Origin of the sequence: Anaerotignum lactatifermentans DSM 14214 (assembly GCF_900142265.1) — a bacterium.
GTDB classification, from domain to species: domain Bacteria; phylum Bacillota; class Clostridia; order Lachnospirales; family Anaerotignaceae; genus Anaerotignum; species Anaerotignum lactatifermentans.
Map to the genome: position 1 here is coordinate 40,180 of NZ_FRAH01000011.1, position 25,619 is coordinate 65,798.

Consider the following 25,619-nt stretch of genomic DNA (forward strand, 5'->3'; position numbering starts at 1 on the left):
TATACTTCTGTGAAAAATTAACCGATTGCCATCCGCTTGTGGTGGAAAGTTGTGCTTCATTGACAGAATCACTTGATTTCATGGGGTTAGAGGCTGAAAAATTCCATAGAAAATGGAGAAAAAATGCTATATTTTTTACATATTTTTACATTTTAGGTATAAAGAAACTGTTAAAATATGGAAGTCCCTATTGCAGAATTTACAATTTCTGGATAAAATGGCAGTGAGTTCTAATCAATTTATATGAAGGAGATACCCTGCAGGAACCGCGGCTTGCCGGGCGTCTCTGCGAACCAAAGGACTTATATTTTTAAACTAGGGAGGGAATTAATATGATGGACGTTATTTCTAGTATCCAAGGGGTTGTATGGGGACCCGTCATGCTGGTACTGTTGTTCGGTACACACGTATTCCTGACACTGCGTACAAGAGTGATCCAGAGATATGTGTTCAAAGGCATCAAGCTCTCTGTAACACCTGATAAAGAAGCAAGCGGTGACGTATCCGGTTTTGGTGCGCTGGCAACTGCATTGGCAGCGACCATTGGTACCGGTAACATCGTCGGCGTCGCTACAGCGATCGCATCCGGTGGTCCCGGTGCGGTATTCTGGGTATGGCTGACAGGCTGCTTTGGTATGGCTTCCAAATACGGCGAAGCGATTCTGGCAATCAAATACAGAGTAAAAGGGAAAGACGGCGGTCTGATCGGTGGTCCCATGTATGCTCTGGAAAGAGGTTTGAAACAGAAATGGCTGGGTATTTTGTTTGCACTGTTTGCAGGTTGTGCGTGCTTCGGTATCGGTAATGGTACACAGGGCAACTCCATTTCCAGCATGGTACAAGATACCTTCGGCGTTTCTCCTTATATCACAGGTGTGGTTCTGACAATCCTGACAGGTATCGTTATCATCGGCGGCGTTAAGTCCATCGCAAGAGTATGTGAAAAACTGGTTCCTTTCATGGCTGGTTTCTACATCATCGGCTGTATCATTATCCTGATTTTGAACCATGATTTTGTATGGCCCGCAGTGAAGACAATCGTTACAAGCGCGTTTACACCTCGTGCGGCAGGCGGCGGTTTTGTTGGTGCTACCGTTATGATGGCAATCCGTTTTGGTATTGCCCGTGGTCTGTTCACAAACGAAGCTGGCTTGGGTTCTGCGCCTATCGTTGACGCGGCAGCTGCAACCAGAAACTCCGTTCGTCAGGGTCTGATCGCCATGACTGGTGTATTCTGGGATACCATTATCGTATGCGCTTTGACAGGTCTGGTTCTGGTTTCTTCTATCCTGAAGAGCCCCGAAAGTCTGGCTGGTTTGACAGGCGGCACACTTTCTTCCGCAGCTTTCGCAAGCATTCCTGTTGTAGGTCCTATCGTATTGACAGTTGGTCTGATTTGCTTCGCATGGTCTACCATCCTTGGCTGGAGCTACTACGGTGAAAGATGCTGGGTATATCTGTGTGGTCAGAAAGCAATCATGCCTTTCCGTATCATCTATACACTGGTCGTATTTGTTGGTTCCGTTATGACACTGGACGCAGTTTGGGGTATCGCGGATATTCTGAATGCATGTATGGCATTCCCCAACTTGATTGCTCTGCTTGGTCTGAGTGGTGTTATCGTAGCTGAAACCAAGAAATATCTGTTCAGCGACAATATGGATGGTTGGTCTGATGATGAAATTCCCGTTGTGGATAAATAAGATTTGCTACCATAAAGAGCAGAAAAAAGCAATTATATAAACTGAACAAAAATGAAGCGGCTGTACGATTGAAATGCGTACAGCCGCTTTTTTTACGCATAAATTGGAAAAAAATTCCAATTTTTTGAAAAAATATACATTTGTGCAAAGTGAGAATTTACATTTTTTTCCAGTGTCCGTTTTAGGAAGTACAAATGTGCGTGATAATCGCCTAAATTGGGCTTTTTCTTGTTTGATTTTGATAATTCGCAATGGGTTTTGCAAGGTGGATTTTGTTAGAAGTATATTAAAAGCTTTTCACAAATAAAATTTACTCGTTCAGAATATATTCATAAAAAAGGTATAAAAAAATGCGAATCATTTAATAAGAATTGTATATTTTTGTATCGAAAGAAGGTTTTTGGTAAATTTCTTTCGTAAAAAACTTCTTGTAATTTCTGAAAAATAAGATAAAATAGTAACAGGTGAGGGAATCGACAAGGTATACATAATCAGAATAGACAAAAACCGAAGATGTTTTCGTGGGACATTGTAAGGTTTGCTATTTTGAAAATGTAAAGTCGGTTTCTGCCAACGAAATTATTTTATATTTCATAAAATGGGAGGGAATTAATATGATGGATGTTATTTCTAGTATCCAAGGCGTAGTATGGGGTCCAATTATGCTCGTATTACTGTTTGGTACACACGTATTCCTGACACTGCGTACAAGAGTGATTCAGAGATATGTATTCAAAGGCATCAAGCTTTCCGTAACACCCGACAAAGAAGCAGAAGGTGACGTATCCGGTTTCGGCGCGCTGGCAACTGCACTGGCAGCGACCATCGGTACCGGTAACATCGTCGGCGTTGCTACAGCGATCGCATCCGGTGGTCCTGGTGCGGTATTCTGGGTATGGCTGACAGGCTGCTTCGGTATTGCTTCCAAATATGGTGAAGCTGTTTTGGCTATCAAGTACAGAGTTAAAGGTAAAGACGGCGGTATGATCGGTGGTCCTATGTATGCTCTGGAAAGAGGCTTGAAACAGAAATGGCTTGGCATTCTGTTCGCGCTGTTCGCTGGTTTTGCCTGCTTCGGTATCGGTAACGGTACACAGGGTAACTCCATTACAAACATGGTAGAAAATACATTTGGTATTTCTCCTGTTATCTCCGGCGCTGTCATCACAGTTCTGACAGGTCTGGTTATCCTGGGCGGCGTTAAGTCCATCGCTAAAGTATGTGAAAAACTGGTTCCTTTCATGGCTGGTTTCTACATCATTGGTTGTATCATCATTCTGTTCCTGAACGGTTCTTATGTACTGCCCGCACTGAAACTGATCGTTACAAGTGCATTCACACCTCAGGCTGCAGGCGGCGGCTTCATCGGTTCCACAGTTATGATGGCAATTCGTTTTGGTATTGCACGTGGTTTGTTCACTAACGAATCCGGTCTGGGCTCCGCTCCAATCGTTGACGCGGCAGCCGTTACCAGAAACCCCGTTCGTCAGGGTCTGATCGCCATGACTGGTGTATTCTGGGATACAGTTATCGTATGTGCTCTGACAGGTCTGGTTCTGGTATCCTCTATCATGAAAGACCCCGCTGGTATGACTGGTCTGACTGGTGGCGATCTGTCTTCCGCAGCGTTCAACAACATCCCCGTTATCGGGCCTATCGTATTGACAGTTGGTCTGATCACTTTCGCATGGTCCACAATCCTTGGTTGGAGCTACTATGGTGAAAGATGTTGGGTATACCTGTGTGGTCAGAAAGCAATCATGCCTTTCCGTATCGCATGGACAATCGTTGTATTCATCGGTTCCGTTGTCAGCCTGGACCTGATCTGGGGTATCGCGGACATCCTGAATGCTTTGATGGCATTCCCCAACTTGGTTGCTCTGCTTGGTCTGAGTGGCGTAATCGCAGCAGAAACCAAGAAATATCTGTTCAACAACAATATGGATGCATGGTCTGATGACGAAATTCCTGTTGTTGACAAATAATCAAAATCTTATCCTACCACGAATGAAAAGGCGGCTTTTAAAAGCCGCCTTTTTTATGTTTCTTTTTATATTCTCGATAGGGAGAGAGTGATTGTTTTTTGGAAAAAGAAAAAGAGCTGTTCATTTGAACAGCTCCTAACGTGAGTGACATGATTCGAACACGCGACCTTCTGATCCGTAGTCAGACGCTCTATCCAGCTGAGCTACACTCACATACGTGATTCACGCAAGAAATATAATACAAGAAAGTACATGTTTTGTCAATAGATTTTTTTAGTTTCTTTATGTATTTTTGAGGGGACAATCTGAAGCCCCTCAAAAATACAATTTTATTGTGTATTAGGAACGGTGTCTGGGCAGGAACGACAGTCTTTCTGCAATATGAGAAGAATAAGAACGACTGCGGTGTGCCAGCTTTTTGGGTATTTTTGAAATACGATGGGCAACTCTTGTGCCTTTGATGACGGGCAAAGAGGGCAGTGGAATATTTTCTGCATTCTGGCATGCCCTTACGACTTTCTGATACAGTCCCTCCACATGGTTGCCAAAGGTTTCCACGGAAAGGCTTTCCATGGTGTTCTGGGATGTTGTGGAAAGGTGTTCCCGCAAAGGTTCATCTGTCAGCACGCGATAAAGCAGGTCAGGCAGTTCTGCCGGATCATCAAAAAACATGCCCGTTTCTCCATGGGTCATGAAGTTGACAATGCAGTCATCCCGTCTGGCAACAACGGGAATGCCGCCAGCCATGGCTTCCGCAAAGGTAAGCCCCTGTGTCTCTGACAGAGAAGCACTGCAAAAAACATTGCCCAGCTGATAATATTTTCCGATTTCTGACCAGGGTTTCCCGCCTGTGAAAAGCAGATGGTCGCCAATGCCCAGAGATTCGGCGTATTTCTTCAGATTTTCTATTTCCATGCCTTCCCCAACAATGACCATCATGGTATCCGGCAGTTTTTCCAGCAATTTGGGCAGAGCGCCAATGATGACATCAATGCTTTTTTCCTTGGCAATACGCCCGATGGAAATGAGCACAGGTGTATCTGCCTTCAGTCCAAGGCTATGGCGCAGTTCCAGTATTTCCGCAGGGTCGTAATTGGATTTGCGGAAATGTGAAGTATCGATGCCTGTGGGGATGATGGAAATGGGTTTGTTGACGCCGTAGCTGCGCAGAAGCCGCTCGGTTTTTTTGGTAGGTGCAATGACTGCCATGGCAGTGTTGCAGAAAATGCGGCTAAATTCTCTTGCACCTTCAGCGGAAATAAGATGACCGCCTGCAATGTAATGGACGTAATCTTCATACATGGTGTGATAGGTATGTACCATAGGGATGCCGCATGTTTTGGAAATAAGTTTTCCTAAAAATCCAAGAGAAAATTCCGTCTGTGTATGAATGATATCCAGTTTCAACTGGTGAATCTTACGCAGAATATGGGGCGGGCAGACAAAACAAGCCCGATAATTTTTGACAAAGATAAAGGGCATACTGGGCAAACGGAAGATATGGTCGTCCGTTTCCTGCTGCTGCCGCGGGTCATAAGGCGTGAAGATATATACCTGATGTCCCTTTTTTTCCAGTTCCCGCCGCAAGGTCTGTACGGAAGTTGCGACGCCGTTGAGCTGCGGGAAATAGGTATCGGTAAAGATCCCGATATTCAATTTTGCCACCTCCTGTTTTGATCTTTCTTATGCGATTTTAATATAAAAGACACCCTTTGACAAGTAACAATCCGTTACGAACGTATAAAGATTTTTTTAAGACCTCCCCAGTCTTATGGCGGAGCGGGAAAATATGGTATACTGGAAGCAGAACCCAAAAGGAGGAAAACACATCATGGCAAAGACATTGCATCCCAATCAAATACACGCCATATCCCATGGGGCAGGACCTATGCTGGTGCTGGCAGGTCCCGGCAGTGGCAAGACAACGGTCATCATCCAGCGGATACGCCGCCTGACGGAAAAAATGGGTGTGTCCCCCTATCGGATATTGGTCATTACCTTTACGAAAGCGGCAGCAGAACAGATGAAAACAAGATATGCCGCTTTGCAGGGAAAATCGGGTGTGATGTTCGGTACATTCCATAGTATCTTTTTTCGTATTCTTCGCCAAGCCTGCGGTTACAGTCTGGAACAGGTCCTTTCCGAGGACGAACGGCGGAATACCTTGCAGAAATTGGTGACAGAAGCCCGCATTTCTGTGCAGGATCAGGAGGAATATATCCAACAGTTTTTCAGTCAGTATTCTCTCATGAAAAATCAATTGCTGGATGTCAGTGACTTTATGCCGGATGGGCTGCCAAAAGATGAATTTGTGGCTTTGACAAAGAAATTTGATGGCTGGAAACGGCGGAATGAAAAAATTGATTTCGATGATATGCTGACAGAATGCTATGATGTTTTGTCACAGGATGAAAAGGTTCGGAAAGCCTGGCAGGATCGTTTTGACTATATATTGGTAGACGAATTTCAGGATGTGAACCGTGCCCAGTATGCCTGCTTGCAAATGTTGGCGGCACCGAAAAACAATCTGTTTGTGGTGGGAGATGATGACCAGAGCATTTATGGCTTCCGTGGTGCCAGCCCTTCCTTTATGCTGGATTTCCCAAAAGATTTTCCGGGAACGGAAAAAGTTTTTCTGGATGTGAATTACCGCTGTTCCGGGCGTATCATCCGGTTGGCATCTCAGGTTATCGGTACCAATGTAAGCCGTTATGCAAAGGAAATCAAAGGCAATCGGGAACTGGGAGATCGCATCAATGTTTTTGTGGCAAAAGACAGCGGGGATGAGGCGGAACTGACAGCTCAGAAAATTGCGCATTTATTGGAAGAGGGAATGCCCATAGAAGAAATAGCCGTGATTTATCGCACCAATATCCAAGGGGGCGCGTTTGCCAGAGCCTTGTTCCGTCGGGGGATTCCCTACCATCTGCGGGATGGAGGGTTTCATCTCTATGACCACTGGATTGCAAGAGATTTGGCGGCTTATCTGTTTCTGGCGGAAAATAGGGACAGTGACGCTTCTTTGTTGCGCATTGTGAATAAACCGAAACGGTACATCAGCAAGGATTTACTGGCAGAGGCAGAACAGATGCCCTATGGTTTGTTGCGGAGCCTCCATGTCTGCCCCTCTTTGCAGAAATGGCAGGCGGAACATCTGGAAAGTTTAGAGGAAGATTTGCGGCAGATTCAAAAGCGAAAGCCTTATGAGGCTTTGCGGTATGTGCGGAAAGTGGTAGGCTATGACGAATATCTTTCGGACTATGCGGCTTATCGAAAAGCCAGCCTGTCTAATATGATAGAAATTGCCGACGAAATTACGGAAACGGCTAAAGGAACGGAAAGCGGCACGGAGTTTGTGCGGAAAATGGAGGAATTGAGCCGTCAAATGAAGGAACAATCCAAACAGAAAGGCAATACCCATGGCGTTACCCTGACCACATTCCATGGTGCAAAGGGGCTGGAATTTGGCGCAGTGTTCCTGCCTTCTCTGGCGGAAGGCATCATTCCCTATGAAAAAGGCAGAAAGGGAAGTGCATTGGAAGAAGAGCGGCGGCTGTTTTATGTGGGTTTGACCCGCACCAAGGACAGGCTTTTCCTTTCTTTTACGGAAAACCGCTATGAGAAACCTTTGAAGCCTTCCCGCTTCCTTATGGAGATGGGATTGGATGAACGTCTATTTTTCAAAGAAAATAGAAGAAAATTTTAAGAAAGAGTTAAAACATTCTGAGAAGCCCCTTGTTATAATGAAAGAAAAACAAATGTGTTTCTACTAGACAGGGAGGACAGCTATGAAATATCATCAAAAACAAAAACTCAAACAAAAGATTTTTGCTGTCATTGCGTTGGTGATTGCCTTAATTATGGTGCTGAGCCTGCTGACACCTGTTTTTGCCGCGGCTCCGAATACACAGACCGTCACGGCTGTTACCAATACAGATGTAGCAGAGCCAACGCCGGAACAGGAACAGGAAAAAATCATTGGTGGTGATCATTTTGTTCTGGATTTGCAGATGGGCTTCGACAATTCTTATATTGTAGAAAAAGTCACGCCTATGACGGCCACATTGACCAATAACGGCGAGGCTTTTCAGGGTGAATTTCAGGTGAAAGTTTACACCTATGAAAACACAGACAGCGGTTTCCAGAAATATGCCCTGTACAGTCAAAAGCTGGAATTGCCAGAAGGCGCCACAAAGCAGGTTTCCATGGAATTGGGCTTGAATACGGTACGGCGTTTTATGGAAGTGTCACTGGTGGATGAGGGCGGCAATGTGGTATTTCAGAAACATGTGCCTGTGGACGCCCTTTCTCCAGAAACGGTGGCTGTGGGCGTTCTCAGTGAACAGCCTGCACAGGTACAGTATCTGGCAGGTATGAACTTGTCTGAAAAAACTTCTGTTTTCTTCTTGGATCGGGATACGTTCCCGGAATCCCAAAGTGTTATGGAAAATTTCGCGGTGCTCATCATCGACGATTTTGATACAGCTACACTGGGAGATGCCCAGAAAAAAGCCCTGAAAAACTGGGTGGATAATGGGGGACTTCTTGTACTGGGTACAGGGGTGCAGGCACAAAAAGTTCTTTCCGGTTTGGATTTTGTGGATGTTTCTCTGAACGGTACCCAGAGTGTCAGCGGCATTTCCGCGCCTGATGGAACTGCTTTGTCCTTGTCTGCGCCTCTGACTGTTGCAGGGATTTCCGCAGAAAAGGCGTCTGTAAAATGGGAGGCAAATGGTACGCCTTTGACTTCTCTCATGCCTTATGGCGGCGGTTATGTGCTGCTGAACCATTTTGCTTTGGGTCTGGCGCCTTTTGCCAATATGCCCCAGCAGACAGCTGTGCTGAAAGGGCTTTGCAGTGGTTTGTATGATGCGGAAGGAGAAAATGCAGGGGCGGAAATCACCAACCAGCTGCGTTATGCAGCAAATAGTTTCCCTTCTGTGACAGGAAATTCCATAGTTGTAATCTTTTTGGCAGTCGGTATTTATATTGTACTGGCAGGTCCTGTTATGTATCTTGTGCTGAAGAAAAAAGACCGCAGAGAACTGGGGTGGATCACCATTCCCGTATTGTCTGTTGTATTTTTTGGTGTGGTATTCCTGCTGGCAGGCAGAAGTACTTATCACAATGGTATGATCAGCACAAAAGCCATTGTGGAAATGGAAGAAGGCAGCAGCGTTGGGGAAACTCAGATTGCCATGGCTATGAAAGTGCCTGGCAATGGTGATGTGACTCTGGAAAGTGAATTACCCATTCCTGTGCAGCCCCAACTGGATAATGGCTGGTATGACGGCAATGGCAAAGCAGAAGAAATAGATTATAAAGTCACCACAGGGGATGGCACAAATATCGTCTTTTATGACAATATGGCATGGGAAACAAACTTTGTCAGTGCCTCTGCCACATTGGAACTGGGCGGCAGCGTTACCAGCAATGTAGCCTTTGATGGAGAAAAAGTTGTGGGCACCGTGACAAACGGAACTTCTGTAAATTTCATGGATGCTTATCTGAAATTGGATTATATATACATTCCTCTTGGTGAACTGCCGGCAGGAGAAACCATGGAGGTTTCTTATGATTTGAGTACGGAAAACATCAATGACCGTTATGGGGAACGAATGACCAACTTGGTTACAGGAGATGACACAACGATTTGGGATCAGGTGCAGAATGGTACCATTACGGAAGAAAGAGGGTACACACTGCGCCGTGAGCAGGAATTGATGGAAATCCTCTATAATTGGGATACGACAGAACAGAGCAGCTGGGAAAACAGTCAGATTACGTACGAATTCTTCGGCTTTAGTGATATGCCAATCTTTGACAGTGTGAAATATCTCAATGGAAAACCCGCAAGGGAAAATTGCCTGGCCATGTTCCATACTGTAGGCACCAAAGATCTGAGCCGTGAAAAATCCTTTGATCTGCCATTTACAGTTTTGCCGGAAACAACAGATCAGGCAGTGAATTATGGCGTGTATTATGACAATCGGAACAATTTCTGCGAAGTAAACAACTATATGGATGCAGAGCAGGAAGTTGTTTTGCAGTATGTCGTTGGTGAAGGTGTGCGTATTGATGAAATTCAGTTTGCTTTCGATGAAAGCTATCGTTCCGGTATGTATGCAGACCCTCAGGTATATAACGTGAAAACGGGACAATGGGAAGATTTTGTGGAAACACCTTATGCACCCGGCGAGGACTATATCAACGAAGAACGTGTGGTACAGTTCAAAATGTATCTGGAACCGGGCGTGTATACCCATGCACCCAGAATGCGTGTGAAAGGAGGCGGTCTGTATGCTTGAAATGAAAGAACTGGTGAAACGTTACGGCAATTTTACGGCAGTGGATCATTTGACACTGACCGTGCCTGACGGCAGCATTTACGGCTTTGTAGGACCCAATGGCGCCGGAAAGACCACCACCATGCGCATGATGGCAGGGCTTTTGCAGGCAACAGAAGGCAGCATCTGGATGGATGATGTGGACATGACAAAAAATCCCAGACTGCTGCGGACGAAAATTGGATATATGCCGGACTTTTTCGGTGTGTATGATAATTTGAAAGTAACGGAATACATGGATTTTTACGCAGGGACTTATGAGGTTCCCTATAAAGACAGAAAAGATATTATTGATGGTTTGCTGGATATTGTAGACCTGTCCCATAAGAAAGAGGCTTATGTGGACTCCCTTTCCAGAGGGATGAAACAGCGCCTTTGTCTGGCACGAAGCCTCATCCATGACCCGAAACTGCTGATTCTGGATGAGCCCGCATCGGGTCTTGACCCTCGTGCCCGGGTGGAAATGAAAGAAATCCTCAAGCAGTTGCAGTCCATGGGGAAAACCGTTGTCATCAGCTCACACATCTTGCCGGAATTGGCGGAGATGTGTACAGAAGTGGGTATCATCAATCAGGGAAAACTGGCAGCCCAAGGGACGGTACAGGAAATCATGCGGCAGCTGACCCAGAAACGCATCATTTATGTGCGTCCTTTGGCGGATGTGTCCAAGACAGTAGAAATCCTGCAGGAAATGCCTGCGGTAAAAGAAATCACGGAAAATACCGCCGATCTGGAATTTGTATTCGACGGCAGCGAGGAAATGCTGGCGGAAATCCTGAAACGTTTGGTAGAAAGCGGCATTGGAATCGTGTCTTTCCGTGAGAAAGAAGGCAATCTGGAAGAAATCTTCATGCAGGTGACAGGAGGTGCAGGCGTATGATGAATCCGGTTTTGCGCAAAGAAGCCATTACCACCATGCGAAGCTGGAAAACTTATGGAGCATTGGTGCTGTTTCTGGTGATTTCGGCAGTCGGCGCCATGCTGTATATCGATTTGGCCATGTTCCAGAATCGCGACTTAAGTTTTGATCCTTCCTCTATGGTTTGGCTTTATGTGGTGCTGGCTGCGGTGCAGATGGGACTGGTCCTTTTGACAGCGCCGGCAGTGGCAGCGGGCAGTATCAGCGGCGAAAGAGAACGGCAGACATTGGATCTGCTGCTGGTGACAAAAATGAGCCCTCTTTCCATCGTGTTGGGCAAACTGGCATCTTCTTTGATGTATGTGATGCTGCTGGTGGTGGCAACATTGCCCATTTTTGCCATTGCCTTTTACTTCGGTGCCGTATCGGTGGTGCAGGTGGCGGAAGTATTTGCTTTCGTGCTGGTGACAGCCTGCATGGTAGGCAGTGTTTCTGTATTTTTCTCCTGCCTGTTTAAGCGCACCATCGTATCCATTGTGCTCATGTATCTGGTTATCGGATTTTTGTGCTTCGGTACCTTGGTACTGCTGGCATTTTACTATATGTCTTATGATGGTTTGTATAATGGGGATATTCCTGTATTGGCAACCATTTTGATTCTCATTCCCAATCCTGGTGTGGCGTTTTTCTCCTTGATGAATGCCCAGCTGGGGACGGATGTGACATATTCGCTGTTGCGGATGACCGACCAGACTTCCGCAATCTATCAGTGGATGGGAACACATATATGGCTGCTGCATCTGGTATTCGATCTGGTGGTCATTGTAGTGTTTGTACTGCTTTCTGCTTACATCATCAATCCGGTGCGGGAAAAGAAGGTACGAAAAAAGAAGGGATAAGCCATGAAAGAATTTTTGCGTTTACTGGCTCCCCTGCGGCATAAGCTTATGGCGGAGCGGTTTTTGAAATGGTTTATATATGGAGAAACAGCGGCAGGCATTTTATGCCTTGCCGTTGTTGTATTGTCGAAATTTTGGACGGAAATTCCGGTTTTGCCTCTCTGCGGCGTGTTTGTTTTGCTGGGGCTGCTCATAGCCCTTACGGCAGCCTTTTTCCTGCGAAAAGTGACGGAGAAAGAAACGGCAGAAACGGCAGACGCCTTGGGCGGCGCAGAGCGAATGATTACCACCATGGAGCTTTTGGGCAAAGGTACGCAAAATCCCGTGGAGGAAATGGCAGTGGCAGACGGTTTTGCCAAAGCCAAGGAAACGGATTTTGCCAAGCTTTATCGGATGCGCCTGCCCGTGAAGGTGCTGCGTGTCCTTGCGTTGGTGGTGGTGCTTACCATTGGTGCTGGATTTATGCCGGTGCGGCGGGATAAGGATGCGGAGGTCTATGCCAATGCCCAACTGGAGAGAATCGAGCAGGTAAAGGCGGAAGAAACGCCGGTGCTTTCCAAAGAAGAAAAGAAAGTCTTTCTGGAAGCGGCAAAGGCATTGGAAAAAGACCTGAAAACAGCAAAGACCAAAAAAGCCGCGGAAGAAGCTGTGCGGGAAGCCCAGCAGAATATGAAACAACTGGAAAAGGAGAGCGTTTCCAAAGATTTGAAAGAACTGGCAGAAACCTTGAAACAGGAAGAAGACACGGCGGCATTGTCTGAAGCCTTGGAACAGGGAGATGAGGCATCCATTTCTCAGGCAATGGAACAGTTGTTGCAGAAAATGGCAGCCATGGATAAAGGTCAGGCAGCATCCTTGGCACAACAATTGGCAGAAGCTGCGGAAAATATCAGTGATGAGGAGTTACAGGAAGCCTTGAAAGCTTTGGAAGAAGCTCTGGAAAATGGGGCAGACCCCTCAGAAGCAGGAGAGGCTGTGAAAAATGCCTTGCTTTCTCAGGCACAGGTGAATAGTGCTCTTAGAAGCAGCCTGCAAAAACTGAACCGCAACGTGGGACAGCAAAGTCTGGCGAAAAAAGTGGAAAGCGGCAGTGAGTCCACAGGCGGTGAAGGTCAAGGCGAAAGCGGTCAGGGAACCGGCGGTCAGACGGGCAGTGGCGGCAGCGGAACCGCTGGCGTAGGTAATGGCGGTCAGGGTCGTGGATTCGGTCATGCAGAGCCGGAAAAAATCTATACCCGTTCTGCGGCAGGCAAAGACGGTTACGATGCCCAGCTGAAAGGAACGGATTCCGACGAAGGTCAGACCACCATAACGGAACACCGCACCATGGGGCAGGCAGGAACATCCGTGCCTTATGATACGGTCTATGGTCAGTACCGCAACGAAGCCATGGAAACGCTGGAAAACAGCAGTGTGCCCTATGGCATGCGGGAACTGGTTTCTGATTATTTTGCCACACTGGAACGGTGAGAAAGAAGGGATTTTATATGAAAATCTGGAAAATAGCAGGTGTTTTATCTTTCTGTATGCTGGCAGGCTGCGGCAATCTTTCCGCTGCGGATGAACAACAGCTGAAAGATGGCTTGCAGGATGCATCCCAGCAGCTGGGCAGTGCCGTGGAACAGGCTGGAGAAGCATGGGACAAAGCCCAGGCGGAAATCGAAGCAGAAATGGCAAAAATCAACTGGGCAGAAAAGATCTTTCTGGAAGAAAACAGCGACGGCAAGCCTGTCCGTGTGGTGAAAAATGACGGTACTACCGTAGAGGATATGGACGCTTTTCTGGAAGCCATCCAAGTTTCTGACTGGACAAAGGTGGATGCACTGCCAGCAGATGTGACAGAAAGCGGCACTTTTGCTCTGCGGCAGAATGCCACCATCAAACTGGGAGAAACGGTATCCAATACGGATTATAAGATTGCCCAAATGACTGTTTATAAAGAAGGTTATGTGACACTGGAGATTCTGGACGGCATGACGAAATATCTGGATATTCTCATTCCAAAGGAAAACTTTGTGGCAGTGTATCAGGTACCGGAGGATGTGGCAGCATACTTACAGGATTGCGCCGCTTAAATAACAGAGAGGAGGGGGACGATGCACTTTGCACAGCCCCTTTTGGGATTGTTGGCACTTCTTGCGGTGCCAATTATCCTGTTGATGTATTTACTGAAACAAAAATATAAAGAAAAACAGGTGCCTAGTCTGTATCTTTGGGAAAAGGTATTGACCCAGACAAAGGCACAGGAGCCATGGCAGAAGCTGCGGAAAAATCTGCTGATGTTTTTGCAGATTGCGGCAGCACTTCTCCTTGCTCTTGCCTTATCCGGTCCTTATCTTATGGGAAAAATACAGGTGCGGGATTATATCATTGGTTTGGACTGCTCTTTGAGCATGCAGGCGACGGATATGGAAAAAAGCCGTTTTGATGCCGCAAAGGCAGATTTGACAGAACTTTTGGAAAATACAGCGCCCGGCTCTCGTTTTTCTCTGGTGATGCTCACAGACACGCCTACATTGGCTGTCAGCGGCGGAGAAAAGGATGTGGTTCTGCGTATGGTGGAAAATGCGTCCCCTACAGCGGGTGGCGTCAACTGGGAAGAAGCGAAAAGCCTGCTTTCAGCGGAACAGGAAGCGCTGGGCGGCGAAATCGTGGTGTATACAGACGGATATGGCAATTTGGGCACATTATCCGCAACAGAACAGGTCTATGCCGGAGATGGAGAGAATACAGCGGTAACACTCCTTTCCCATACGGCACAGGAAGACGGATTGTATGTGATGGCAAGGCTTCATCACTATGGCAAAAGCGACCAGGAGAAAACCGTTACCCTTTACGCAGACGGTGCGGCTTTTGACACCAAAACTGTCACAGCAGCAGCTGGAACAGATACGGATGTGGTATTCCGTGGCGTTCCCGAGGAAACAAAGACACTGGAAGTGCGGATTTCTCCAGAAGATGCCTTGGCGGCAGATAACAGCCGTTTTGCGGGATTGGCAGCGGCTAAGCAGCAGAAAGTGCTGCTGGTTTCTGAAAGCAATCTCTTTCTGGAAAAAGCCCTTTCCCTGTCCGATCAGGTGGAACTCTACCAGACAGATACCTTGCAGGAAAATTTATCGGGCTACAGCCTGTATGTGTTTGACGGGGTATTACCGGAAACCATGCCTACGGATGGTCATTGGCTCCTCATCAATCCACCCAGCGGAAACGGTATCGTGGAAACGGGAGCGGAACAGGAATTTGCGGCGGATGTCCGCGGACTGGCGGACAGTGGCTTGGAAAACTGCGGTGATATTTCTTTTGCATTGGCGAAAGGAAAGCCTCTTTCTGCTTCCTGGGGCACAGCTTTTTTGCAGGCAGAGGGGCAGACCTTGGGGCTTTACGGAGAAACAAATGGCAGAAAAGTGGCAGTTCTGGGCTTTGACCTCCATGACAGTGATTTTCCTTTGCAGACGGAATTCCCTATCCTGCTGTATCGATTGATGGAATGGTATTTCCCTGCCAATGGTTCCGGGGTTTCTCAAGTGACAGCGGGAGAACAGGTGAGCCTTTCTCTGCTGCCTACTACAGAAACGGCAACAGTCATGACAGCCGCAGGCAAGGAAATTTCCATTGCGCCGCCATTTCCTTCTCAGACATTAACGGAAACGGCAGAACCGGGGCTTTATACCCTTCGGGAAACAGACAGCGCACAGAATATGACAGAAACGCCCTTTGGTGTCAATGCGAAAACCGAAGGAGAATCAGATTTGTCCCTGCGGGGAGAACAGGCGGAAGAGACACAATCCACAACGAAAGAAATTCAAGGCAGCAGAAGCGTCCTCAAGTGGGTACTGTTGCTGCTGCTTGTGGTATTACTTGTAGAATGGCGGGTGAATTGCCGTGAACATTGATTGGCAACAGCCTTACTGGCTGATTTTATTGATTCCTGTAATGGCAGCCATACTGTTTTTTGCCAAAGGCGGACAGTTTGCATCGCCATTTCGGAAAAAAGTCCATACCATCATGCGGGCAGTACTTTGCTTTGTGCTGATTCTTGCCATGGCAAATCCTACATTGCTTATGACGGCAAATACCACCACAACGGTGTTTGCTGTTGACCGTTCCGCCAGCGTGGAAAAAACGGAAGGGGCGGTACAGGCGTTTTTGCAGGAAGCCCAGCAGGCTAAGGAAAATCGAGACCAGTTGGGTCTGGTTTCCTTCGGGAAACGGGCAGGGGTGGAACTGACACCGGACAAAGATACCGATGTGACCGCAGGCTTCTTGTCTTTGGTGGATAAAGGCGGCAGTTCTCTGGAAAATGCCCTGCGTCTGTCTGCTTCCCTTTTGCCGGATGGCACCGCAAAACGTATTGTCCTCCTGTCTGACGGCAACGAAACGGAAGGAAATGCTTTGCAGCAGGCACGGGCATTGGCGGCGCAGGGCATTACCGTGGATGTATATCCTCTGGTGTCCGAAGAACAGCCGGAAGTGCAGCTGACGAAGCTTGAATTGGCGGAAGTCATCAACATCAACAGCCGCTATGAATTGGCATTGCAGATTGATGCAAATATTGATACTACGGCACAGGTGCGGCTTTACAAAGGTAATACCCTCATTGCCGATGAATCTGCGGAAATCCATAAAGGGGAAACCCGCATGGTATTTTCCGATATCACCACCACTGGCGGCGGTGTGACCTATCGGGCGGAAATTGTTCCGGCACAGGACACTATGGCAGAAAACAACCGGGTTTATGCCTATACTTATATAGAAGATATTCCCAGAATCCTCATTGTGGAGCAGGAGGACAGCGGCAGGGAATGGGAAAGCATGCTGTCTGGTCAGGTGGCTGTCCAGAAAGTGACAGCAGCCAGCGCACCCACTGCCATGGAGCAGCTGGGAACCTATGACGGCGTCATCCTTGCCGATGTATCGGCGGAAAATCTGCCGGATGGATTTTTGACTGCACTGGAAACTTATGTCCGCACCACCGGCGGCGGTCTGCTGGTCAGCGGCGGTGAAAATGCTTTTGCGCTGGGCGGTTATCAGAATACCCCGCTGGAGGAAATGCTCCCTGTGGATATGGATTTGAAAACAGAAGGGCAGAATTCTGATTTGACTATGATTATGGTCATTGACCGTTCCGGCAGTATGATGGACGGTAATTATGGTGTTTCTCGTATTGACATGGCAAAAGAAGCAGCTATCCGCAGTCTGGATCATTTCCAGCAGGGTGACAGGGTAGGCGTGGTGGCTTTTGACTCTTTTCCCGAATGGGTGATGGAACCTTGCAATGTCACAGAAAACAAAGACGCTCTGACGAATGCCATCGGCAGTATTCAGGCGGACGGCGGTACCAGCATATTGCCTGCCCTGAAAATGGCAGTGGATGCCATGAAGGAAGAAAATACCAAACAGAAGCATATCCTCCTTTTGACAGACGGTCAGGCGGAACAGTCCGGCTATGACAGTGTTCTGACAGAAATGCGTCAGCGGAACATTACTCTTTCGACAGTAGCCGTAGGGGGCAGCGCAGATACGCAGTTATTGCAGCGTTTGGCGGAAAACGGCAATGGGCGGTATTATTTTACGGATGAATTTACGGACTTGCCGGAAATTTTCGCAAAGGAAACCATTTTGGCAGGGAAAGAATTCATCAATAACCGGACTTTTTACCCTGAACAGCAGGACGCTTCCGCCATTTTGTCGGGCATTGACGCTGTGACGGAACTGGATGGCTATATCAGCACCACGGCAAAAGCCAGAGCCGACAAAGTCCTCATCAGTGACAAGGAAGAACCCATTCTGGCAACATGGCAGTATGGTCTGGGCAGAACGGTGGCGTGGACATCGGATGTACATGGACAATGGACGGAGAAATGGCTTGCATCAGACAGTGGTGTGAAAATCCTTCGCAATGCGGTTTCCTGGATGATGAAAAACAACGCCATGACGGATATGACCCTGACGGCAGAAGCCGGGGAAGAGGACAGCGTTTTGCGGCTGACCATGCCTTTTTCCGAGGATGTATCACAAGTACAGGTGACGGTGGTTTCTTCTGACAACGAAACAGAAACAGTACAGATGCAGTCAACGGCTCCGGGGATTTATGAAGGTGTCTTTTCTTCGGCAAAAGAAGGGGCTTATCTGGCGGCGGTGCAGGTGGCAGAAAAAGATGGGACCACCACCAATTCCAATACAGGTTTTTATCTGTCCTATCCCAAAGAGTACGACATGACAACCAGAGAAAACGGCAACCAGCTCCTTCAGCAGATTGCCGAAAGCACTGGCGGCAGAGTGTTAACTAGCGGCAGCGAAGTTTTTGCGGCAGATGCGGCACAGTCTGTGAAACATCAGTCCATGCAGAATCCTTTGCTGATACTGGGTGTATTCCTGCTCCTGCTGGATATTTTCCTGCGGAGATTCCCCACAGTATTGCAGAGGGCAGAAGGAGCCCTTGCAGTACGGAAAGACAGAAAACAGGTGAAAAAAGCAGAAAAACCTGTGAAATCCACTGCAAAACAGGCGGAAAAAAAACAGGTATCCAAAGAGAAAGAGAAGAAAACAACGCCTGCGGAAAAACCGGCGGATACGCCAGAAGAGCATAAAAATACAACACAACGGCTTCTGGACGCCAAAAAACGCCGCGGAAAGTAGGTTTGTGAACCAATTATGTAATAAAAATGTAAGGAAATTTATTATAATTGATATTGTTTTTTTCATACGGCTTCGCTATGATAGAAGAAGTATTGGTTTTTGGTATAATGTATGTCTGAATCCAATACACTTGTATGGGCGAAGCCGTTTTTCTGCCATTGCGGAAAAGCGAAAACAACTGTTATAGAAAGTTGGGGGTTTATTTGCAACAAAAGGGTGTAAGAAGCCACAGGCGGGAAGCCCGCCATGAGGCGCATAAAAAGAAAATCATGATCGGGGCATTGGTGGTTGTTCTGGTGGTTCTGGCAGGTGTGCTGGGATATTATTTCTATCACAGACATCAGGTGCTGAAACTCCTTTCTGCGGAAGGCATTTATCAGGGTGTCACCGTAGACGGCATTTCTCTGGAAGGCATGACGAAGGAAGAAGCACTGGCAACACTGGAAGAAAAGTATGTGACAGAAGTCAATGGACAGGTGCTCACATTCCAGTTTGATGAGGAAACAAAATGGGAAGTGCCTTTCACAGACCTTGGCGCTGGCTACCATCTGGAAGAAGCTGTGGAACAGGCGTACAATACCGGCAGAGAAGGCACGGACAAAGAACGTTTTCAGGTTGGGGCGCAGCTGCTGAAAGAAGGCATTGACATTCCTTTGGAATATTCTTATGACACAGAAAAAATGAAAGCGAAACTGACAGAGATCGCTGAAGAATTTGATCGCCATGCCGTAGATAGTACCGTCAGCCGGAAAAACGGGAAATTTGTGGTGACACCGGAAGAAACCGGTCGTATCATGGATCAGGAAAAAACAGAAGCCAATGCGGCAGCTGTTTTGGATACCCGTATGAGCGGCACTGCCAAAATTGAGGCGGAAGTGGAAGAACCCAAGATCACAGCAGAGGCAAACAGCCATGTTACAGACCTTATCGGTTCTTTCAAGACTACGTATACCATGAGTGACAAAAATAGAAATACCAATCTGGAAGTGGGATGTAACTACATTAATGGCACTGTATTGGCACCGGGAGAAACATTCTCTGCCAATGTGGAACTGGGTCCTCAGACCTATGAAGGCGGTTACAAAGACGCTGCTGTATACAACAACGGCAAAGTGGAAAAAGACGTTGCCGGCGGTGTATGTCAGGTAACCACAACACTGTATAACGCAGTCATTGATGCGGAACTGGAGATTGTGGAACGCCATCCCCATTCCATGACCGTAGGCTATGTGCCTTTGGGCAGAGATGCGGCGGTTGCAGGCAATTATAAAGACCTGAAGTTCAAGAATAATACAGAATATCCTGTATTGATTGAAGCTTATGCCAGCGGCGGCAATCTGGTCATGAATATTTATGGTCATGAAGTCCACAGCAGCAGTCATCGTGTGGAATATGAAACTGTTTACGAGGAAACCATACCAAAACCGGCAGAAGTGGTGACAGAAGACCCTGATATGCCCGAAGGCGAACGGAAAGTAACTTCCACCGGCAAAACTGGCGCAAAAGTAAGCGTTTATAAGATCGTTTACGAAAACGGCAAACAGGTAAGCCGGGAATGGTTCAGTTCTTCTTCTTATCGTGCCACAGCGGATCAGGTGACCGTAGGTACTAAGAAAGCAGAGGAAAAGAAAGAAGAAACCACAGCAGATACGGCATCTACAGAACAGCCGGGCTTTGGTATTCAATAAGAAAGAAAGGTGTTTGCAGACATTGCAGACACCTTTTTTGTGTTTCAGAAAAATTTCTGTTCCTGTAGTGCAGACTGTGGTAAAATAGTACACAGGGAAAAGAAACAGAGCAATGAGGTACGGTTTCTTTTTTGCACAAAGGTGCTTCTGACCGAAAAAGGAGATTTGATAGTATGTTTGAAATTGGTAAGATTCCGCCGCAAATACTGGAGCGGATTGTTTTAGACCCGGTGACACACAGCAAAGTCCATCGGGATGATATTGTGGTGCGTCCCAAAACAGGGGAAGACTGTTCTGCCATGGACCCCAAAGAGGAATTGTGTGTGTTCTCCACAGACCCTATCACTGGCGCAACAAAGGATACCGGCTATCTGGCGGTACATATCAACTGTAACGATGTATTTTCCGCAGGGGCAGAGCCTGTGGGGATTTTGATGACGGTGCTTCTGCCGCCTCAAAGCGATGAGGCGATGCTGGAAGAACTCATGCACGGCACACTGAAAGCAGCGGCGGAACTGGGCATTGAAGTGCTGGGCGGTCATACAGAAGTGACAGATGCTGTCACAAAACCCGTCATTTCCGCTACAGTTATTGGCAAGACCAGAAACCGGAAAATGGTTTGCACTGGCGGCGCAGAAGTGGGACAGGATGTCATTATGACAAAATGGGCTGGTCTGGAAGGGACAGCCATCATTGCCCACGAACATGAAGATGTGCTGGCACAGCGCATTGATAAAGAACTGCTGGAAGAAGCCAAGGACATGAAAGGCTATTTGTCCGTAGGTACCGAAAGCCGCATTGCTATGGAACATGGCGCAACAGCCATGCATGACGCTACAGAAGGCGGCATTTTGGGGGCAGTCTGGGAACTGGCGGAATGTTCTGGAAAAGGCGTGCAGGTCTTGGCGGACAATATTCCCATCAAAGAAGTGACAAAGGCTGTCTGCAAAGAAGCAGGCATTGAACCGTTGCTCCTGATTTCCAGCGGTACCATGATTATTTCCGCCTTTGACGGAGTGGAGTTGGTGAAAAAACTGGAAGAAGCAGGCATTGAAGCGGCTGTCATTGGGCGCATTACAGAAAGCGGAAAGACCATTTTGGAACAGGGCAAAGAACGCGTGCTGGAACAGCCTAAAAGCGACGCTCTGTATCAGGTGAAATTATAATTACGAAAGAGAAGGTGTAGAAATGAGAGATTTTACAGCAAAACATGTGGCGGTTCTGCCGCCTTCCGGCATTCGGAAATTTTTTGATATTGTAGCTACCATGGACAACGTCATTTCCCTTGGCGTTGGGGAACCGGATTTCAAAACGCCGGAACGTGTACGGAAAGCTGCCATGGATTCTCTGGCAGAAGGCAAAACAAGATATTCCTCCAACTGGGGCATGCCCAAACTGCGGGAGGAAATTGCCCATTATCTGAAACGCCGCTTTGATCTGGATTATGACACAGACCAGATTCTTTGCACCATCGGCGCATCCGAAGCCATTGACGTGACACTGCGTACCATTCTGGAACCGGGGGATGAAGTGCTGGTGGTGGAACCTTCCTATGTGGCATATAAACCAGCTATCCAGTTACAGCATGGGGTGCCTGTGGTGGTGACCACCAAAGCGGAAAACGACTTCAAACTCATGCCGGAAGAACTGGAAGCGGCTATTACACCCAAAACAAAGGCGCTGATTCTGCCTTATCCCAATAACCCCACCGGTGCCATCATGGAACGGGAAGATCTGGAACGGATTGCTCCCGTCTGCATCAAACATGACTTGCTGGTGATTTCCGATGAAATTTACGCGGAACTGACTTACGACGGCAAAAACCATGTTTCCATTGCTTCTGTGGAAGGCATGAAGGAAAGGACAGTGGTGCTCAACGGCTTTGCAAAGTCTTTCTCCATGACAGGCTGGCGTCTGGGTTATGCGGCAGGTCCCAAGGAACTGATGAAAGTCATCAATAAGGTACATGCTTACATCATCATGTGTACCCCAACCATGAGCCAGTATGGCGCCATTGAAGCCCTGCGGGATGATGATCTTTGCGACAGCGATGTAGGGGCAATGCGTGAGGCTTATGACGAAAGACGGCAGTATCTGGTGAAAGCCCTCAATAATATGGGATTGACATGCTTTGAACCCAGAGGGGCATTTTATGTGTTCCCTTCTATTGCCGTGACTGGCTTGACTTCTCAGGAATTCTGCGAACGACTGCTCCATGAAGCAAGTGTGGCAGTGGTACCCGGCGATGCTTTTGGCGAAAGCGGCGAAGGACATGTGCGCATTTCTTATGCTTACAGCATGGAACAGCTTCAGACAGCTATGGAAAAAATCCGTGAATTTTTGCAGAAAAACGGCTGGCTGAAGGCATAAGATAAAACAGACAGGAAAGTAGTGTATTTTCCTACGGGAGAAGGCAGGCTTTCCTGTTTTTTTGCGCCTGATTTCTTAACGGTTCATTAATTGACAGGCAAAAGGAAATATGAGATGATATGTTCTAATTTGAAAGGAGTGTGACAAAAAGCATGGACGCGGACAGCGATACGGACGCCAACTTAACAATTCCAAAGCGTTTTGATGTCAGAAAAAGAGAGTAAGGTGTAGTCTGCCCGGAATCGGAAGGGGTAGAGTATGCCTTTTTGTGTTTGTAAGAATGTATAGAACATGATAATTTTTGGAAGAATCAAAACGGAGGAATGAGAACTATGAGTTGGGAACCTTTAGTATTACAAGTAGTGTTGATTGCGTTGAACGCCATATTTGCAAGTGCGGAAATCGCGGTCATTTCCACAAATGAAACGAAGTTGAAGAAAATGGCACAGGATGGAGATAAACGGGCAGGACGTCTGGTAAACCTGACGGAACAGCCTGCAAGATTCCTTGCTACCATTCAGGTAGCCATCACACTGGCGGGGATGCTCTCCAGTGCATTTGCGGCAGAAAGCTTTGCAGACCCTCTGGCGGCGGCTCTGGCAGCTACAGGCATTGGGATTCCGGAAAATGTACTGAAATCTGTGTGTCTGCTGGTGATTACTGTTGTTTTGGCTTACTTTAACCTGGTATTCGGGGAACTGGTGCCAAAACGTGTGGCCATGAAAAAGTCCGAATCTTTGGCATTGGGGCTTTCTGGTCTGCTGGCGGCGGTTTATAAAATTTCTGCCCCTTTGGTATGGCTGCTGACTGTTTCCACAAACGGCATTTTGCGCTTGGTGGGCATTGACCCTAACGACAACGGCGAAGAAGTTTCCGAGGAAGAAATTCGCATGATGCTGGAAGCAGGCAACGAAAAAGGTACTTTTGATGAAGAAGAAGTGGAAATGATTCAGAACGTATTTGCGTTTGATGATACATCTGTGGAAGAAGTGTGCACCCATCGTGTGGATGTGGTGATGCTGGATCTGGACGACGATATGACAGTCTGGGAAGAAACCATTCAGAACAGCCGCTTTACCTATTACCCCATCAGTGGAGAGGACGATGACGACATCATTGGTGTACTGGATACCAAAGACTTTTTCCGTCTGGCAGACAGAAGCCGGGAAAGCGTCATGACAAATGCCGTAGACAAACCTTATTTTGTGCCGGAAACAGTGAAAGCAGACGTACTGCTGACCAATATGAAGCGGGAAAGAAAATACTTTGCCATTCTGCTGGATGAATACGGCGGTTTGAGCGGTATTATCACCCTGCGGGATATTATGCAGCTTCTGGTGGGCGACTTCTACGAAGAGGAAGAAGAAGTGGAAGAAGCGGAAATTGTCCGTACTGGCGATATGGAATGGAAGGTTGCCGGCAGCGCGGATCTGGAAGAAGTGGCAGAGGCTTTGGATGTGACACTGCCAGTGGAAGAATATGAAACCTTTGGTGGTTATATCTGCGGCGTGCTGGGTCATGTGCCTGATGACGGCACATCCTTCCTGGTGGATACGGAAGAAATGCAGATTCAGGTGCATAATGTGGATAACCATCGCATTTTGGGCACCACAGTCCTTGTGAAACCGAAAAAAGAAGAAAATACAGAAACGGAATAAGAAACAAGCGAAGAGAAAAGCAAATTTCTCTTTAGAAAACATATCAAATAAAATCTTATAAAAATAAGCAAGCTGGAATCCTCTATATATAAGGATTCCAGCTTGCTTTGTTTTTTATGAAGATGCCACTAATGCTCTGCCTTTTTTCGTTTTCATTGAAGCGCAGAGGAAAAAAGCGTATAATGGGAGCATAGACAAAGAACCGAAAGGGGGACTTTTCATGGATGAAAAACTGCAGAAACTGAAAGATTGGATTGCAGAGTGTGACAATATTGTATTTTTTGGCGGCGCTGGCGTGTCTACGGAAAGTGGCATCCCAGACTTCCGTGGGGAAAAAGGGATTTTTACAGCCATCAGTGAATATGGCTATCGCCCGGAAATCATATTGAGCCATTCTTTTTTTGAGGCACATCCCGATATTTTCTTTCAATATTATAAAAAGAATCTGCTCTATCCCGATGCAAAACCAAATGACTGCCATAAGGCATTGGCAAAACTGGAGGAAATGGGCAAACTGAAATCTGTCATTACACAGAATATCGACGACCTGCATCAGAAAGGCGGCAGCAAACGGGTGCTGGAGCTCCATGGTACACTGTATCGGAATTACTGCCTGAAATGCGGTAAGGAATTCGATTTGGATTATGTGACAAAAGACGAAGGCATTACTCGTTGTGATAAATGCGGCGGCATCGTCCGTCCTGATGTGGTGCTTTATGAAGAAGGTTTGGATGAACATACCATTGAAGAAGCAGTTCATGATATTTCCCATGCCCAGATGCTTATCGTAGGCGGTACCAGCCTGAATGTATATCCTGCGGCAGGGCTTCTCCATTACTTCCGGGGCAAGTATCTGGTACTCATCAATAAGTCTGCCACCAGCATGGACAAGAAAGCGGATCTGGTCATTGCGGAAAATATCGGCGAAGTATTCCGGAAAGTGGTGCTGGAAGAAAGCTGATAAAATCAGGGTTTTTGGAAAAAAAGAAAAAAAGTCTGAAAAAAATGAAAAAAGGTATTGACAATATGGATAACCTTTGCTAGAATAAATCCTGCGCTGTGAAATGCGCTGTGAACTTTGAAAATAGAATAGTGAATGAAACTTACAACCCATAGTCAATTCGGTTAGTGAGCTTTGAACCGGTTATGAAGCATTTGACCTAACGCTGCAAAGCGTTAGAGAATGCAAAATGGTGAAAAGCGAGCGGTTTTCGCAAAGCGAAAAAACAACCGCAGCTAATATAAAATGACAAGAGTTTGCCGGTTTCGAAAAAACCGGAGGATAGCCAGATTAACTGGCTAGGTCAACTCAAAGCGTGCAGGTCGCTGGGTTTTATGCGTGACTTTTCTACGAAAACTCACTTATAAAATTTCCAACCGACGATGCCGTTTGTAAATTTTAACATAAGAGTTTGATCCTGGCTCAGGATGAACGCTGGCGGCGTGCTTAACACATGCAAGTCGAACGAAG

The 25,619-nt window shown here is 47.0% G+C and carries 16 protein-coding genes, 1 tRNA gene and 1 rRNA gene; 16 read left to right on the forward strand and 2 right to left on the reverse strand.

Translation table 11 applies throughout. From position 1 onward, the window contains the following. Window positions 1-335: 335 nt before the first annotated feature. Together BUB35_RS04660 and BUB35_RS04665 are read left to right on the forward strand one after the other, a co-directional pair. Window positions 336-1,703 carry an alanine/glycine:cation symporter family protein gene (locus BUB35_RS04660; RefSeq protein ID WP_072849683.1) on the forward strand — a complete coding sequence of 456 codons (1,368 nt, stop codon included), beginning with the start codon at window positions 336-338 and terminating at the stop codon, window positions 1,701-1,703. 617 nt (window positions 1,704-2,320) lie between these two features. Then, the gene (locus tag BUB35_RS04665; RefSeq protein ID WP_072849685.1) at window positions 2,321-3,688 is read left to right on the forward strand and encodes an alanine/glycine:cation symporter family protein; all 1,368 of its coding nucleotides are present in this window, start codon (window positions 2,321-2,323) and stop codon (window positions 3,686-3,688) included. A gap of 139 nt (window positions 3,689-3,827) precedes the next feature. Here BUB35_RS04665 and BUB35_RS04670 read toward each other — a convergent pair. Together BUB35_RS04670 and BUB35_RS04675 are read right to left on the reverse strand one after the other, a co-directional pair. Next, a tRNA-Arg gene (locus BUB35_RS04670) sits at window positions 3,828-3,901 on the reverse strand. A gap of 126 nt (window positions 3,902-4,027) precedes the next feature. Continuing rightward, complete coding sequence (locus tag BUB35_RS04675) at window positions 4,028-5,344, reverse strand: glycosyltransferase family 4 protein (RefSeq protein WP_072849653.1); 1,317 nt, start codon at window positions 5,342-5,344, stop codon at window positions 4,028-4,030. A 175-nt stretch (window positions 5,345-5,519) separates the two neighbouring features. On the opposite strand from BUB35_RS04675, the gene BUB35_RS04680 reads away from it, so the two are divergent. The 14 genes from BUB35_RS04680 to BUB35_RS04745 all read left to right on the forward strand — a co-directional run. Beyond that, a complete protein-coding gene (locus tag BUB35_RS04680; RefSeq protein ID WP_072849655.1) occupies window positions 5,520-7,394 on the forward strand; it encodes an ATP-dependent helicase in 1,875 nt (624 codons plus the stop codon). Between the two features lie 82 nt (window positions 7,395-7,476). Continuing rightward, complete coding sequence (locus BUB35_RS04685) at window positions 7,477-9,996, forward strand: hypothetical protein (RefSeq protein ID WP_072849657.1); 2,520 nt, start codon at window positions 7,477-7,479, stop codon at window positions 9,994-9,996. Continuing rightward, a complete protein-coding gene (locus tag BUB35_RS04690; protein WP_072849659.1) occupies window positions 9,989-10,915 on the forward strand; it encodes an ABC transporter ATP-binding protein in 927 nt (308 codons plus the stop codon). Before BUB35_RS04685 ends, BUB35_RS04690 begins: the two co-directional genes overlap by 8 nt. Beyond that, complete coding sequence (locus BUB35_RS04695; RefSeq protein WP_072849661.1) at window positions 10,912-11,793, forward strand: ABC transporter permease; 882 nt, start codon at window positions 10,912-10,914, stop codon at window positions 11,791-11,793. Before BUB35_RS04690 ends, BUB35_RS04695 begins: the two co-directional genes overlap by 4 nt. A gap of 3 nt (window positions 11,794-11,796) precedes the next feature. Continuing rightward, window positions 11,797-13,263 (forward strand): coiled-coil domain-containing protein, encoded by a 1,467-nt coding sequence (locus BUB35_RS04700; protein WP_072849663.1) that lies wholly within the window; start codon window positions 11,797-11,799, stop codon window positions 13,261-13,263. A 17-nt stretch (window positions 13,264-13,280) separates the two neighbouring features. Continuing rightward, entirely contained in the window at window positions 13,281-13,868 is a 588-nt protein-coding gene (locus BUB35_RS04705) for a hypothetical protein (RefSeq protein WP_072849665.1), read from the forward strand. Window positions 13,869-13,889: 21 nt separating this feature from the next. Further along, entirely contained in the window at window positions 13,890-15,686 is a 1,797-nt protein-coding gene (locus tag BUB35_RS04710) for a vWA domain-containing protein (RefSeq protein ID WP_072849667.1), read from the forward strand. Continuing rightward, window positions 15,676-18,432 (forward strand): vWA domain-containing protein, encoded by a 2,757-nt coding sequence (locus BUB35_RS04715; RefSeq protein WP_072849669.1) that lies wholly within the window; start codon window positions 15,676-15,678, stop codon window positions 18,430-18,432. Before BUB35_RS04710 ends, BUB35_RS04715 begins: the two co-directional genes overlap by 11 nt. A gap of 203 nt (window positions 18,433-18,635) precedes the next feature. Next, window positions 18,636-20,120, forward strand: a complete 1,485-nt coding sequence (locus BUB35_RS04720; protein ID WP_159432862.1) for a VanW family protein — start codon at window positions 18,636-18,638, stop codon at window positions 20,118-20,120. 173 nt (window positions 20,121-20,293) lie between these two features. Continuing rightward, entirely contained in the window at window positions 20,294-21,286 is a 993-nt protein-coding gene (locus tag BUB35_RS04725) for an AIR synthase family protein (RefSeq protein WP_072849673.1), read from the forward strand. A gap of 22 nt (window positions 21,287-21,308) precedes the next feature. Beyond that, window positions 21,309-22,490, forward strand: coding sequence for a pyridoxal phosphate-dependent aminotransferase (locus BUB35_RS04730; RefSeq protein WP_072849675.1), 1,182 nt, complete (start codon window positions 21,309-21,311; stop codon window positions 22,488-22,490). A 332-nt stretch (window positions 22,491-22,822) separates the two neighbouring features. Continuing rightward, complete coding sequence (locus tag BUB35_RS04735) at window positions 22,823-24,148, forward strand: hemolysin family protein (RefSeq protein ID WP_072849677.1); 1,326 nt, start codon at window positions 22,823-22,825, stop codon at window positions 24,146-24,148. A 220-nt stretch (window positions 24,149-24,368) separates the two neighbouring features. Further along, on the forward strand, window positions 24,369-25,109 hold the full coding sequence (locus BUB35_RS04740; protein ID WP_072849679.1) for an NAD-dependent protein deacylase: 741 nt from the start codon (window positions 24,369-24,371) through the stop codon (window positions 25,107-25,109). Between the two features lie 439 nt (window positions 25,110-25,548). Continuing rightward, a 16S ribosomal RNA gene (locus tag BUB35_RS04745) occupies window positions 25,549-25,619 on the forward strand; the annotation flags it as partial.